This window comes from Variovorax sp. GW821-FHT10B04 (assembly GCF_059415645.1).
On the sequence record NZ_JBWKNQ010000002.1, the window covers coordinates 277,337 to 290,640 of the forward strand.

Consider the following 13,304-nt stretch of genomic DNA (forward strand, 5'->3'; position numbering starts at 1 on the left):
AGCAAGAGCGAATCTGGGGCAAACCTGGGGTTAACCCGCGAATCAAGCCCGCCAGTGTGCATCACGCGCGCGCAAATAGCAAGCGCCTGCTCAATCTTTGAGCAGGCGCACAAGCTTTGGGCTGTTTTGCGAAGTTAGCGACCGCTGTCGCTAGGGCGCCTATCGATCGGCGTTGGCATCCGCGACCGTGAGGGCGGTCATGTTCACGATGCGGCGTACGGTCGCGCTCGCCGTGAGGATATGCACAGGTTTGGCTGCACCGAGCAGCACTGGGCCGATGGCGATGTTTCCGCCTGCCGCCGTTTTGAGCAGGTTGTAGGAGATGTTGGCCGCATCCAGGTTGGGGAACACCAGCAGATTGGCGTCGCCTGCCAGTGCACTGTGCGGCATCACCGCGTCGCGCTGCTTGCCGTCGAGCGCCACATCGCCGTGCATCTCGCCATCCACTTCGAGCCAGGGCGCCTGCACGCGAAGCAGGTCCAGCGTGCGCCGCATCTTCACGGCGCTTGGCTGGTTGCTGGTGCCGAAGTTGGAGTGCGACAACAGCGCCACCTTGGGCTTCAGGCCGAAACGCATCATTTCTTCCGCCGCCATGGTCGTGATTTCGGTCAGTTCCTCCGGCGTCGGATCGTAATTGACGTGCGTATCGACGAGGAAGACCTGACGATCCGGCAGCAACAGGCCGTTCATGCAAGCGTAGATGGGCACATCTTGCGGCGTGCTCGCACAGCCGCCAGGCCGCTTGCCGATGACCTGATCGATGTAATGCAGATGGAGCACGGTGGTGCCCCAGGTGCCGCAGATCATCCCGTCGACCTCGCCCTTGTGCAGGAGCATCGAACCGATCAGCGTCAAGCGGCGACGCATTTCGATCTTGGCCGTCTGTATCGTCGTGCCCTTGCGCTCCGTCATGCGGTGGTAGGTCTGCCAGAAGTCGCGGTAGCGGTGGTCCTGCTCGACGTTGACGATGTCGTAATCCAGCTCTTCCTTCAGGCGCAAGCCGAACTTCTCGATCCGCGCGGCAATGACGGCCGGACGGCCGATCAGCGTCGGGCGAGCCAGGCCTTCGTCGACCACGATCTGGGCGGCGCGCAGCACGCGTTCTTCCTCGCCCTCGCAATAGGCCACGCGCTTCTTGGTCGCGCGCTTGGCGGCGTCGAAGATCGGCTTCATCGTCGTGCCGGAGGCATAGACGAAGCTTTGCAGCTTGTCGCGATATGCGTCCATGTCCGTGATGGGACGCATCGCCACACCGCTCTCGGCCGCGGCCTTGGCGACTGCGGGCGCGATCTTCATCATCAGCCGCGGATCGAAAGGCTTCGGAATCAGGTATTCGGGGCCGAACGTGAGCTTTTCACCGACGTAGGCCGCCGCTACGCGTTCGCTCTGTTCCGCCTGGGCCAATTCGGCGATCGCATGCACGGCCGCGACTTCCATTTCGTCCGTGATCGTGGTCGCGCCGCAGTCGAGCGCGCCGCGGAAGATGTAAGGGAAACACAGGACGTTGTTGACCTGGTTCGGGTAATCGGTGCGACCGGTGGCCATCACGACGTCATCGCGCACCGCATGCGCGTCTTCGGGCGAGATCTCCGGATTCGGGTTGGCCAGCGCGAAGATCACGGGCTTGGCCGCCATCTTCGCAACCATTGCCGGCTTGAGCACGCCGCCAGCCGACAAACCGAGGAACACATCGGCGCCTTCGATGACCTCGGACAGCGAGCGCGCCTCTGTTTTCTGCATGTATTGGCGCTTATCGTCGTCCATCAGCTCCGTGCGGCCTTCATAGACCACGCCGGCAAGATCGGTCACGAAGACGTTCTCGCGCTTCAAGCCGACCTTCAGCAGGAGATTCAGGCACGCCAGCGCAGCGGCACCGGCACCCGACGTGACGAGCTTCACTTCGCCGATGCTTTTCCCCACCACCTTCAAGCCGTTGAGCATCGCGGCGGCCACGGTGATCGCGGTGCCGTGCTGGTCGTCGTGGAACACCGGGATCTTCATGCGCTTGCGCAGTTCGCGCTCGACGTAGAAGCAGTCCGGTGCCTTGATGTCTTCGAGGTTGATGGCGCCGAAGGTCGGCTCCAGTGCTGCGATCACTTCGACCAGCTTGGCGGGGTCCTTCTCGGCGATCTCGATGTCGAACACGTCGACGCCGGCGAACTTCTTGAACAGGACGCCCTTGCCTTCCATCACCGGCTTGGATGCCAGCGGTCCGATGTCGCCGAGGCCGAGCACCGCGGTGCCGTTGGTGATGACCGCCACCAGATTGCCGCGCGCCGTGTACTTGAATGCGTTCGCCGGGTCCTTGACGATTTCCTCGCAGGGTGCCGCCACGCCAGGCGAATACGCCAGCGCGAGATCACGCTGGTTGACCATCTGCTTGGTCGCCGCGATGGCGATCTTCCCAGGCACCGGGAACTCGTGGTATTCGAGCGCGGCGCGGCGCAGTTCGGCACGTTTTTCTTCGATGCTGGGACCGGGGCTGGCCGGGGTGCTGGGACGGGACGAATCGGACATGGAAAGCGGACTCCTGCTGTCCCGGCGCATGCGAAAGACGCGTCGGCGACATCGTTGTAGGGCGCGCGATTGTAGACCTCGTCCTCGTCGATATAGAGCGCATGGCTGGCATCGGCGCTGCATCCGCCTGTGGCAATATGCGCCGGCTCAAGCCAACACCAGAGGAGACGCCATGGCGCTGATGGACTTCATCCGCAAGCAGTTCATAGACATCATCCAGTGGACCGAGACCGGCGATGGCACGCTGGCCTGGCGTTTTCCGATGGCGGAGATGGAAATCCAGAACGGCGCTTCGCTCACCGTGCGCGAGTCGCAGGTTGCCGTGTTCGTGAACGAGGGCCAGGTGGCCGACGTGTTCGGCCCCGGCATGTACAAGCTCACGACGCAGACGCTGCCGGTGCTGACTTACCTGAAGAACTGGGACAAGCTGTTCGAGTCGCCGTTCAAGAGCGACGTCTACTTCTTCAGCACGCGCCAGCAAGTCGACCAGAAGTGGGGAACGCCGCAGCCGATCACCATCCGCGACAAGGATTTCGGCGCCGTGCGACTGCGCGCCTTCGGCAACTACAGCTTTCGCATCGGCGACGCCAAGCAGTTCCACACCGAGATCTCCGGCACGCGCGACATCTACACGGTGGCCGACCTTGACGGCCAGTTGCGCGGGCTGGTGCTGCAGAACATCAGCAACGCGATCGCGTCCAGCGGCGTGCCCTTCCTCGACCTCGCCGCCAACCAGATCCAGTTCGCCCAGGCGCTGGCCGCGCAGCTGCAGCCCGAGTTCGCCAAGATCGGCATCCGGCTCGAGAACATCACGGTGCAGAACGTGTCGCTGCCCGAGGAGCTTCAGAAGGTCCTCGACCAGAAGATCGGCATGGGCATGGTCGGCAACGACATGGGCAAGTTCATGCAGTACCAGACCGCGCAGGCGATTCCGAAGTTCGCCGAAGGCGCGAGCCAGGGCGGCGGCGTGGCCGGCGATGCGATGGGCCTCGGCGCCGGCGTCGCGCTGGGCCAGGTGCTGGCGCAGAACCTCGCCCAGGGCCTGAACCCGAATGCCGCGGCCACCGCCGCCGTGGCGGCCGCGGCACCGGTGACCGAGATCAGCGCCAACGACGTCATGGCCACGCTCGAAAAGCTGGGCGATCTGAAGACGAAGGGCATCCTGACCCAGGAAGAGTTCGACGCCAAGAAGGCGGAGCTGCTCAAGAAGCTGGTCTGACGCGCGGGCATGGTCGAGTCCGCCCAGCGCGCATACCGCGCGCCGTGCCCAGGTTGCGGCGCGCCGGTTGAATTCAGATCGGCGCAGTCGGCCTTTGCCGTCTGCCCGTTCTGCCAGAGCACGGTCGTCCGGCAGGGCGACACGCTCACGCGCATCGGCAAGATGGCGGAGCTGTTCGACGACTTCAGCCCGCTGCAGCTGTTCGCTGCCGGACGCATCCAGGACAAGCCGTTCACGCTCGTCGGCCGGCTGCAATACAGCTACGCCGGCGGGCGCTGGACCGAGTGGATCGCGTCGCTCGACGGCGACCGCACCGGCATTCTGAGCGAGGACAACGGCGCCTTCATCTTCGCGCTGCCGCTGGAACTCGATCGCGAAGCGCCACCTGCCGACACCTTGCGCGTCGGCGCGGCCATCGCATTCAACGGCCAGAACTACACCGTCGCGTCCAACGAGCAGGTGACGCTCGCCTCGGCCCAGGGCGAGCTGCCGAAGCTGCCCGAACCGGGCAAGCCCTTTGCCGCGGTCGAATTGCGCAACGACCAGGGCCTGGTGCTGAGCCTCGACTACGCCAGCACGCCGCCTGTGGCCTACCTCGGCCGCGCCGTCGAGCTCGACGACCTGCAACTCACCGGCCTGCGCGACGCGCCCGCCAAGGAGGAGAAGGGCCGCAGCTTCAATTGCCCGAACTGCGGCGCGCCGGTCAAGGTCAAGCTGGACGACAGCAAGAGCATCGCCTGCGGCATGTGCCACAGCATCATCGATCTGACGCAGGGCATCGGTGGCGAGCTGAAGCATGCCGAGCAGGCGGAGTCGGTGCGTCCACTGATCGCGCTCGGCAGCGTCGGCCAGTTGCAGGGCGTGGCCTGGCAGGTGGTCGGTTTCCAGCATCGCACCGGCGTCGAACCCGGCGACGACGAGCGCTTCGGCTGGAGCGAATACCTGCTCTACAACCGCAAGCGCGGCTTCAGCTTCCTGGTGGACGCGGAAGACGGCTGGAGCATGGTCCGCCCGACCACCGGCGCGCCCACGCTCGACGAATCGGCCAAGACCGCGACCTATCTCGGCAAGGCCTACCAGCAGCAGTACGCCTACGACGCCGAGACGAGCTACGTGGCCGGCGAGTTCTACTGGCAGGTCGAGCGCGGACAGAAGACCTACAACCGCGACTTCGCGCGCGGCCCGGCGCTGCTGTCGATGGAGCGCTCCGCCAATGAGATCACCTGGTCGTCCGGCAGCAAGATCGACAGCGGCGCGGTGGCGTCGGCCTTCAGGCTCGACGACAACAAGAGCATATTTGCGCGCAGCGACGCCGCACCGCTGAGCGCCGCGTCGGGCATGGGCTGCGGCACGATCATCCTGATCCTCATCGTGATCGTCGTCGTCCTGCTCCTCATGAGCACGTGCAGCGGCCGTGGCGGCAGTGGCGGTGGCAGCAGCAGCGGTTCGTCGTCGAGCAGTTCCCGCAGTTCGGGCGGCTCGTACGGCGGGTATTCGAGTGGCGGCGGCCACAAGTGATGTGCATGAAACGAATGAAGACTGGAGGTCCCGATGGGATTTGAAACGTTGAGGCCCGGCATCCTGCTGGGGTCGCTGGTCTACGCGCTGATCGGCGTGGTGATCTTCTGGGTGTGCTTTCTGATCATCGACAAGATCACGCCCTACGACCTGTGGGGCGAGATCGTCGAGAAGCAGAACGTGGCGCTGGGTCTGGTGGTTGCGGCCATGTGCCTGGGCATCAGCCTCATCGTCGCCGCCGCGATCCATTGAGCTCGCCTGACGAGCGAAGCCCGCAGCCTGTCGAGATCGCGCTGCTCGCCAGCGTCTTCGTGGTCGCGGCCTGCGGGCTGGTCTACGAACTCAGCGCGGCGGCGCTCAGCTCCTATCTGCTGGGCGATTCGGTGCTGCAGTTCAGCACCATCATCGGCACCTACCTGTTCGCGATGGGCGTCGGCTCCTGGCTGTCGCGCTATTTCGAACGCCAGCTGCCGGCGCACTTTCTGCGCATCGAACTCCTCGTCGCATTGATCGGCGGTGCGCTGCCGGCGCTGCTGTTCATCGCCAACGCCTACATCCCGAGCGCCTTCCGGCTGCTGCTCTACGGGCTGGTGCTGATGGTCGGCACGCTGGTCGGGCTGGAGATTCCGCTCGTCATGCGCATCCTGCGGCGCAACGTGCGGCTGAAGGAGCTCGTGTCGCAGGTGCTGACCTTCGACTACCTCGGCGCGCTGGCCGTGTCGATCGCTTTTCCCCTGGTGCTGGTGCCACAGCTCGGGATGATCCGCACGGGCCTGCTGTTCGGCCTGATGAATGCGGCGGTCGCCGTCTGGGCACTGTGGCTGTTCCGGCATGAGATGCGGCGCATCGGCGCGCATGCCGCGGCCTGCGCGCTGTCGCTCATGGCGCTGGCCGCGGGCTTCGTTGGCGCGGAGCACATCACCACGCTGGCCGAGGACAAGTTCTACCAGGACCGCATCGTCTTCAGCGCGACCTCGCCCTACCAGCGCATCGTGGTCACGCGCGGACAGCTCGGGCACCGGCTCTTCCTGAACGGCAACCTGCAGTTCGCCGAGCGCGACGAATACCGCTACCACGAGGCGCTCGTGCACCCGGTGATGGCCGCGCACGGCGCGCCGAAGAAGGTCGCGGTGCTCGGCGGCGGCGACGGCATGGCGGTGCGCGAGATCCTCAAGTACCCGTCGGTCGAATCGGTCACGCTGGTCGAGCTCGATCCGAACATGACCAAGCTGTTCACCGACCACGAGACGCTGGCGGCACTCAACGGCCATTCGCTGTCCTCGCCGAAGGTGAAGATCGTCAACACCGATGCCTTCCAGTGGCTGCAGCAGACGGGCCCGGGCGCCGACGACGTGTTCGACGTGATCGTCGTCGACTTCCCCGATCCGACCAACTTCGCGATCGGCAAGCTCTACACCAACTCGTTCTATGCGCTGCTCGACAAGCGCCTGGCCGCGAGCGGCTATGCGGTGATCCAGACCACCTCGCCGCTGATCGCGCGCAAGAGCTTCTGGACGGTGGCGAGCACCATCGAGTCGGTCGGGCTCACCGCCACGCCGTACCACGTGCATGTGCCCAGCTTCGGCGAATGGGGCTTCGTGATCGCGAGCCATCGGCCGTATCGCCGTCCCGACGCGCTGCCGGCAGGCCTGCGCTTCCTGTCGCCGGCCACGCTGCCGCTGATGTTCGACTTTCCGCTCGACATGGCGCGTGTGCCGACGGAGGTGAACCGGCTGTCCAACCAGACGCTGGTGACCACCTACGAGCAGGAATGGGGCAAGGTCTCGGGCCACTGAGCATGAAGCGCCGCGCATTCCTGGGCGCCGCCAGCGCGCTCGCATTGGCCGGCTGCGACGCGCCGTTGCCAGCCATCGAGGGCGGCTTCACCGGCATCGACGTGGCGCGCGGGCATGCGTTGCGCGACGGCGCATGGCGCACGGCCGTGCCTGCCACGGTGCGACGCACGCGCGTCGTGATCGCCGGTGGCGGCGTCGCCGGGCTTGCGGCGGCGCGCGCGTTGCGGCTTGGCGGCATCGACGACTTCGCGCTGATCGAGCTCGAAGACGTCGCCGGCGGCAACAGCCGTGGTGGCGCGGTCGGCGGCATCGCCTGTCCGCTCGGTGCGCACTACCTGCCCGTGCCCGGCGACGACGCGCACGAGGTGCAGGACCTGCTGGAGGAATTCGGCTTGCGCCAGCGCGTTGCCGGCCGCTGGGAATACGACGAGCGCAACCTGTGCCACAGCCCGCAGGAACGCCTGTTCTTCCAGGGCGAGTGGCACGATGGCCTGCTGCCCGTCGATGGCGTGGGCGCCGCGACGCTCGCGCAATACCGCCGATTCAGCCAGCGTGTCGCCGAGCTGCAGCGCGACACGCGCTTCGTGATCCCCACGCTGCGCGCGCCGATCACGCCGACGCTGCTGGCACTCGATGCCCTGAATTTCGCCGCCTGGCTGGACCGCGAGGGCCTGGACGATCCGCATCTGCGCTGGTATCTCGACTACTGCTGCCGCGACGACTACGGCGCCGGCCTCGGCCACGTTTCCGCCTGGGCCGGCATCCACTATTTCGCCAGCCGCCACGGCTTCCATGCACCGGGCGACGAGAGCGCGGAACGCGACGCCGTGCTGACCTGGCCCGAAGGCAATGGCTGGCTGACCCGGCGCCTCGCGGCACCGCTCGGCGATCGCCTGCACACCGGTCAGGTGGTCGTGCGCATTGCCGAGACACGCAGCGGCGTCGAGGTCGACGTGTTCGACGTCGCATCGAAATCGCTGGTGCGCTGGCAGGCCGAGCGCTGCATCGTGGCGCTGCCGGTGTTCATCGCGGCGCGCGTCGTCGAGAACCCGCCGGCGCGGCTGGTGCACGCCGCCGCGCAGGTGCGCGACGCGCCCTGGCTGGTCGCCAACGTCCATGTGCGCGCACCGCTGGCCGACCGCCCCGGCCCGGCGCCGAGCTGGGACAACGTGATCTACGGCACCCGCGGCCTGGGCTATGTCGACGCGCGCCATCAGACGCTCGACCCGACACCGCGCGCCACCGTGCTCAGCTGGTACCGGCCGCTCGGACCGAGTGCCTACGACGTTGGCGATGGCCGCCGCCAGCTGCTCGATCGCCCATGGTCCGGCTGGCGAGACGAGCTGCTGGCCGAGCTGTCGGTGCCGCATCCGGACATCGCATCGTTGGCGACGCGCATCGACATCACGCGCTACGGCCATGCGATGGCGATGCCCGCGCCCGGCCTGCTCGCGGCATTGCGCGCGCCCGAGCGCGTGGCCGATGGGCGACTGTCATTCGCGCATGCGGACTGGTCGGGCTATTCGATCTTCGAGGAAGCCTTCACGCGCGGGCACCTGGCTGGTGCCGCCATCTGATCCTTCGTCGGCGGCTGACCCCGCGTGCTACCAGCTGCGCCGCACCGAGGTGCCGCCGCTCATGATCTGCCGGAGCATCGGGTTCTGAAGGAAGTCGTGCGGGAAGCCCATCGATATGGCGCTGACCGCATCGAGGCGGGCACGGTCTTCCGCGCTCAGCACCACGTCGAGTGCGCCGAGGTTGTCCTCGAACTGCGCCAGCGTGCGCGCACCGATGATCGGCAGCACCGACTGCGTGCCATGCAGCATGCCCCAGGCCAACGCGATCTGTGATGGCGAGCGCGACTGCTCGCGGGCGATCTGCTGCACCAGCTCGGCGATGTCCAGTCCGCGTTCCGACAGTGCGCCCGTGCTGCTGACCAGCGCCTTGCGCGTGCCGACGACGTCGGACGCCGTTTCCGCATGGCCGAGGTCGGCGTGCGTGTACTTGCCGCTCAGCACGCCGCCAGCCAGCGGCGACCAGGCCAGCACACCGAGTCCGAGTTCCTGCGCCATCGGCAGCAGCTCGCGTTCGACCGTGCGCTCGATCAGGCTGTATTCGATCTGCAGCGCCACCAGCGGCGCCCAGCCGCGCAGGTCGGCCAGCGTCTGCATGCGCGCGACCTGCCAGGCGGGCGTGTCGGAAATACCGGCGTAGAGCACCTTGCCGCTGCGCACCAGGTCGTCGAAGCCACGCATGATTTCCTCGACCGGCGCCAGCCCGTCCCAGACGTGCAGGTAGAGCAGGTCGATGTAGTCGGTGCCGAGCCGCTTCAGGCTGGCTTCGACCGAGCGCACCATGTTGCGGCGGTGGTTGCCGCCCGCGTTGGGGTTGCCGGGTTGCATGTTGAGCGAGTACTTGGTGGCGACCACCATCGACTCGCGCCGGTCCGCGATGAACTCGCCGACGAGCCGTTCGGCGCTGCCGCCGGTGTAGTTGTTGGCGGTGTCGATGAAGTTGCCGCCGCGTTCCACGTACAGGTCGAAGATGCGGCGCGCCTCGTCGGCGTCGGAGCCCCAGCCCCAATCCTTGCCGAAGGTCATGGTGCCGAGGGACATCGGGCTGACGCGCAGGCCGGAGCGGCCGAGGGTGAGGTAGTCGGTGAGTTGCATGGAATGGTCCTTCAGTGAGTGATCGGCAGCCCGGCCCCTTGCCGGGTCGGGCTGCCATTCGAAGGTTGGTGCTTCATTGCCGAAGAAAAGCGGCATCTGTCGGCATGCTTTGTGAAGCAGGATTTCATAATCGGCGGATGTCGCCCGACCTCCTGCCCGCCATTGCCGCCTTTGCCCGTGTCGCACATCACGCGAGCTTCACCCGGGCCGCGGCCGAGCTCGGTGTCTCGCCGTCCGCGCTGTCGCAGACCGTCCGCACTCTGGAGCGCCGGCTCGGTGTGCGTCTGCTGGACCGCACCACGCGGCGGGTCGGCGTCACCGAACTGGGGCAGCGTTTCCTGACATCGGCGCTGCCTGGCCTGGCGGCGCTCGACGGCGCCGTGGCCGGCCTGGACGAGACGCGCGACAAGCCGGCGGGCCTGCTGCGGCTGAACGTGTCGCGCACGGCGGCCGACATGTTGCTGTTGCCGCACATCGGCGACTTCATCGCCGCCTATCCAGACATCACGCTGGAGATCGCCTGCTCGAACAGCCTGATCGACCTCGTGGCCGGCGGTTTCGATGCGGGCATCCGCAATGGCGAGAGCCTGGCGCGCGACGTCATTGCCATCCCGTTCGGCGGCCCGCTTCGGCTGGCCACCTTCGCGGCGCCGGCTTATCTGGCGCGCCGCGCGCCGCCGGCGACACCGGCCGACCTGATCGAACACCGCTGCATCAATGCGCGCTTTGCGGACGGCAGCATCTATCGCTGGGAATACGCCGGGCCGGACGGGCGCGTGTTCAACGTCGAGACGAACTCCGCATTGATCACCAACGAGGCAGGCGTGTTGTTGACCGCCGTGCTCGCAGGCGCCGGCATCGGGTGCATGCCGGTGCAGATCGTGCAGCACGACTTCGACGCGGGCCGGCTGGTGCCGGTGCTGCGGGACTGGTGGCCGAGCCTGCCCGGCTTCCATCTCTATTACCCGAGCCGCGCGCAGATGCCGCGCAAGCTCCGGGCGTTCATCGACTTCCTGCAGCCGCGGCTGGTGCCTTAGGCCGTGGCGCCGCGCTCAGCGGCGCATCAGCGCATCAGCGCCTCGATCTCATCCCCATCCACCGGCACGCCGCGCGTGATCAGCTCGCAGCCGGTCGCGGTGACGATCGCGTCGTCCTCGATGCGGATGCCGATGTTGTGGAAGGCCTCAGGCACGCCTTCGCCCGGACGCACGTAGATGCCGGGCTCGATGGTCAGCACCATGCCGGGCTGCAGGATGCGGCTCGGCCGGTTCTTGATGATCTCGCCCGAGAGCGGGTCCTTGCGCTCGCTGATGTTGCCGACCTGCGTGGGCTCGACGTAGCTGCCGCAGTCGTGCACGTCCATGCCCAGCCAGTGGCTGGTGCGGTGCATGTAGAACGGGAAGTAGGCGCGTTGCTCGATCACGTCCTCGACGCTGCCGACCTTGTTCGCGTCGAGCAGGCCGAGGTCCAGCATGCCTTGCGCGAGCACCTTGACGGTCGCCTCGTGCGGGTCGTTGAAGCGGTTGCCGGCCTTGGTCGCGGCCACGGCGGCGTCCTGGCTGGCGAGCACCAGGTCGTACAGCGCGCGCTGCGGCCCGTTGAACCGGCCGTCGGCCGGGAAGGTGCGGGTGATGTCGCTGGCATAGCCGTCGAGCTCGCAGCCGGCGTCGATCAGCACCAGCTCGCCCTGGCGCACCGGCGCGGCATCGGCACGGTAGTGCAGCACGCAGGCGTTGGCGCCGGCCGCGACGATCGAGCCATACGCCGGGTACTGCGAGCCGCCCAGGCGGAACTCGTGCAGCAGCTCGGCGTCGAGGTGGTATTCGCGCACGTCCTTGCCTTCGCGCAGCATGCGCGCCGACAACTGCATGGCGCGGATGTGGGCGCGTGCGCTGATCTCCGAGGCGCGGCGCATCACGTCCTGCTCGTGCGCGTCTTTCACCAGGCGCATCTCGTCGAGCGGGCCGCACAGGTCGCGCTGCTCCTCGGGGCAGAGGGCGCCGAACCGCACGCGGGCGCGCACCGACTGCAGCCAGCCGTCGACCCGCGTCTCGAGTCCCTTGTGGGTCGCGAACGGATACCAGACCGTCGACTTGTTCTCCAGCAGCTTGGGCAGCTTGGCGTCGAGCTGGTCGACCGACAGCGCCTCGTCCACGCCGAGCGCGCCGGGTGCGGCGTCCGGGCCGAGCCGGTAGCCGTCCCAGATTTCGCGTTCGAGGTCCTTGGGTGCGCAGAACAGCGTGGCGGTGCCGTCGCCGGCCAGCAGCAGCCAGGCGTTGGGTTCGGTGAAGCCGGTCAGGTAATAGAAGTAGCTGTCGTGCCGGAAGAGGAAGTCGCTGTCCCGGTTGCGCTGGTGTTCGGGCGCGGTCGGGATGATCGCGATGCCGTCGCGGCCGAGTTGCGAGGCGAGACGGGCGCGGCGGCCGGCGTAGATCGTGGAGTCTGCTGTCATGGCGTGTTGAGTTGGGCGAGTCGTTCGGGCGTTCCCACATCGGTCCAGCGGCCCGTGTAGAGCTCGGCGCTGACTATTTCATTGTCCATCGCGGTCCGCAGCAGCGGGGCGAGTGGGGCTTTGGTTGCGCCGGGGTTGCCGGGCGGGATGGCGCACCAGGGCGGCGCGAACAAGGCGGCGCGGTAGAGGCCGATGGTGGAGAAGGTGTGGCGCGGCGCGGAGGCGTCCGTGGCCTGGTTCATCGCGAGGCCCTGCGGCGTCAGGCCGAAGTCGCCTTTCGGGTTGTGTGCCGGGTTCGGCACCAGCCACAGGTGCGCCAGCCGGCCGCTGGCCAGGAATCGTTCGACGGCATCGGGCGTGAAGCGGAAGTCCGGTGCGAACACATCGCCGGCCACCACCCAGAAAGCCTCGCCCAGCAGCGGCAGGGCGCGCACGATGCCGCCCGCGGTTTCCAGCGCGCCGCCGGCCTCGCGGCTCTCGTGCGAATAGGCGATGGTGCTTCGTCCGCCAGCGATCTCGGGGCTTTCGCCGAAACGTTCGGCCACCTGGTCGCCGAGCCAGCCGGTGTTGACCACCAGCTCGCGAAAGCCGCCGGCGGCCAGCGCTTCCATCGGCCATTGCATCAGCGGCTTGCCCCGCACGGCGAGCAGTGGTTTGGGTGTGGCGTCGGTCAGCGGCCGCATGCGGTCGCCCCGGCCGGCCGCGAGGATCATGGCTTTCATGCCCCACCGCCGATGCTGCCGCGCTGCAGCGCGTGGTGTTCGACCCGGCCCGGCATGAACACCGCTTCCAGCGCATCCATCACGGCCTTCGCCTTGGCCGAGTGGTCGGCGCCGAAGTTGCAGACGTACACGTCGATCGTCGCACCGCGCTGTTCCGGCCAGGTGTGGATGCACAGGTGGGATTCGGCGAGCAGCACGGTCGCCGTCACGCCGCCTGCATCGGCACCCGGTGCGGGTGCGAACGCGTGGACCAGCCGGCCGACGGCCTGCAGCCCTGCGGTTTCGACCGTCTTCGTGCACAGCGCGCCGAGCGCCTCGGCGTCGGTGAACCAGTGCGCTGCACCCTGGCAGTCGTGGAGGTCGGCGGTGAGGTGCAGGCCGTGCATGACGGCACTCTAGCAGCCGTGCAAC

At 67.4% G+C, this 13,304-nt stretch carries 11 protein-coding genes; 6 read left to right on the plus strand and 5 right to left on the minus strand.

Going from position 1 to position 13,304, the window contains the following annotated elements:
- Positions 1-159: 159 nt before the first annotated feature.
- Positions 160-2,517 carry an NADP-dependent malic enzyme gene (locus AC07PZ_RS06390; protein ID WP_495294208.1) on the minus strand — a complete coding sequence of 786 codons (2,358 nt, stop codon included), beginning with the start codon at positions 2,515-2,517 and terminating at the stop codon, positions 160-162.
- A 172-nt stretch (positions 2,518-2,689) separates the two neighbouring features.
- Between AC07PZ_RS06390 and AC07PZ_RS06395 the strand changes: the two genes are divergently transcribed.
- The 5 genes from AC07PZ_RS06395 to AC07PZ_RS06415 are packed head-to-tail and all read left to right on the plus strand — an operon-like array spanning position 2,690 to position 8,627.
- The gene (locus AC07PZ_RS06395; RefSeq protein ID WP_495294209.1) at positions 2,690-3,736 is read left to right on the plus strand and encodes an SPFH domain-containing protein; all 1,047 of its coding nucleotides are present in this window, start codon (positions 2,690-2,692) and stop codon (positions 3,734-3,736) included.
- Positions 3,737-3,745: 9 nt separating this feature from the next.
- On the plus strand, positions 3,746-5,254 hold the full coding sequence (locus AC07PZ_RS06400) for a DUF4178 domain-containing protein (protein ID WP_495294210.1): 1,509 nt from the start codon (positions 3,746-3,748) through the stop codon (positions 5,252-5,254).
- 33 nt (positions 5,255-5,287) lie between these two features.
- Entirely contained in the window at positions 5,288-5,506 is a 219-nt protein-coding gene (locus AC07PZ_RS06405) for a DUF350 domain-containing protein (protein WP_495294211.1), read from the plus strand.
- Positions 5,503-7,050 (plus strand): polyamine aminopropyltransferase, encoded by a 1,548-nt coding sequence (locus AC07PZ_RS06410; RefSeq protein WP_495294212.1) that lies wholly within the window; start codon positions 5,503-5,505, stop codon positions 7,048-7,050. Before AC07PZ_RS06405 ends, AC07PZ_RS06410 begins: the two co-directional genes overlap by 4 nt.
- Positions 7,051-7,052: 2 nt before the next feature.
- Positions 7,053-8,627, plus strand: a complete 1,575-nt coding sequence (locus AC07PZ_RS06415) for an FAD-dependent oxidoreductase (protein ID WP_495294213.1) — start codon at positions 7,053-7,055, stop codon at positions 8,625-8,627.
- 27 nt (positions 8,628-8,654) lie between these two features.
- Here the strand turns inward: AC07PZ_RS06415 and AC07PZ_RS06420 are convergent, their stop codons facing one another.
- Positions 8,655-9,719 carry an aldo/keto reductase gene (locus AC07PZ_RS06420; protein WP_495294214.1) on the minus strand — a complete coding sequence of 355 codons (1,065 nt, stop codon included), beginning with the start codon at positions 9,717-9,719 and terminating at the stop codon, positions 8,655-8,657.
- A gap of 137 nt (positions 9,720-9,856) precedes the next feature.
- Between AC07PZ_RS06420 and AC07PZ_RS06425 the strand changes: the two genes are divergently transcribed.
- Positions 9,857-10,756 (plus strand): LysR family transcriptional regulator, encoded by a 900-nt coding sequence (locus AC07PZ_RS06425; RefSeq protein WP_495294215.1) that lies wholly within the window; start codon positions 9,857-9,859, stop codon positions 10,754-10,756.
- A gap of 26 nt (positions 10,757-10,782) precedes the next feature.
- On the opposite strand, the gene AC07PZ_RS06430 is transcribed toward AC07PZ_RS06425, so the two are convergent.
- From AC07PZ_RS06430 to speD, 3 genes are read right to left on the minus strand one after another with little or no spacing between them, the layout of a single operon-like run.
- Entirely contained in the window at positions 10,783-12,171 is a 1,389-nt protein-coding gene (locus AC07PZ_RS06430) for an aminopeptidase P N-terminal domain-containing protein (RefSeq protein WP_495294216.1), read from the minus strand.
- A complete protein-coding gene (locus AC07PZ_RS06435; protein WP_495294551.1) occupies positions 12,168-12,884 on the minus strand; it encodes a nucleotidyltransferase family protein in 717 nt (238 codons plus the stop codon). Before AC07PZ_RS06435 ends, AC07PZ_RS06430 begins: the two co-directional genes overlap by 4 nt.
- A gap of 5 nt (positions 12,885-12,889) precedes the next feature.
- Complete coding sequence (gene speD / locus AC07PZ_RS06440) at positions 12,890-13,279, minus strand: adenosylmethionine decarboxylase (RefSeq protein WP_495294217.1); 390 nt, start codon at positions 13,277-13,279, stop codon at positions 12,890-12,892.
- Positions 13,280-13,304 lie beyond the last annotated feature (25 nt).

Excerpts from the sequence above, each read along its gene's own strand:
- AC07PZ_RS06425 (WP_495294215.1), top strand. The coding sequence starts at position 9,857 with ATGTCGCCCGACCTCCTGCCCGCCATTGCCGCCTTTGCCCGTGTCGCA.
- AC07PZ_RS06395 (WP_495294209.1), top strand. The coding sequence starts at position 2,690 with ATGGCGCTGATGGACTTCATCCGCAAGCAGTTCATAGACATCATCCAG.
- speD (WP_495294217.1), bottom strand. The coding sequence starts at position 13,279 with ATGCACGGCCTGCACCTCACCGCCGACCTCCACGACTGCCAGGGTGCA.
- AC07PZ_RS06420 (WP_495294214.1), bottom strand. The coding sequence starts at position 9,719 with ATGCAACTCACCGACTACCTCACCCTCGGCCGCTCCGGCCTGCGCGTC.
- AC07PZ_RS06435 (WP_495294551.1), bottom strand. The coding sequence starts at position 12,884 with ATGATCCTCGCGGCCGGCCGGGGCGACCGCATGCGGCCGCTGACCGAC.
- AC07PZ_RS06400 (WP_495294210.1), top strand. The coding sequence starts at position 3,746 with ATGGTCGAGTCCGCCCAGCGCGCATACCGCGCGCCGTGCCCAGGTTGC.
- AC07PZ_RS06390 (WP_495294208.1), bottom strand. The coding sequence starts at position 2,517 with ATGTCCGATTCGTCCCGTCCCAGCACCCCGGCCAGCCCCGGTCCCAGC.
- AC07PZ_RS06415 (WP_495294213.1), top strand. The coding sequence starts at position 7,053 with ATGAAGCGCCGCGCATTCCTGGGCGCCGCCAGCGCGCTCGCATTGGCC.
- AC07PZ_RS06430 (WP_495294216.1), bottom strand. The coding sequence starts at position 12,171 with ATGACAGCAGACTCCACGATCTACGCCGGCCGCCGCGCCCGTCTCGCC.
- AC07PZ_RS06405 (WP_495294211.1), top strand. The coding sequence starts at position 5,288 with ATGGGATTTGAAACGTTGAGGCCCGGCATCCTGCTGGGGTCGCTGGTC.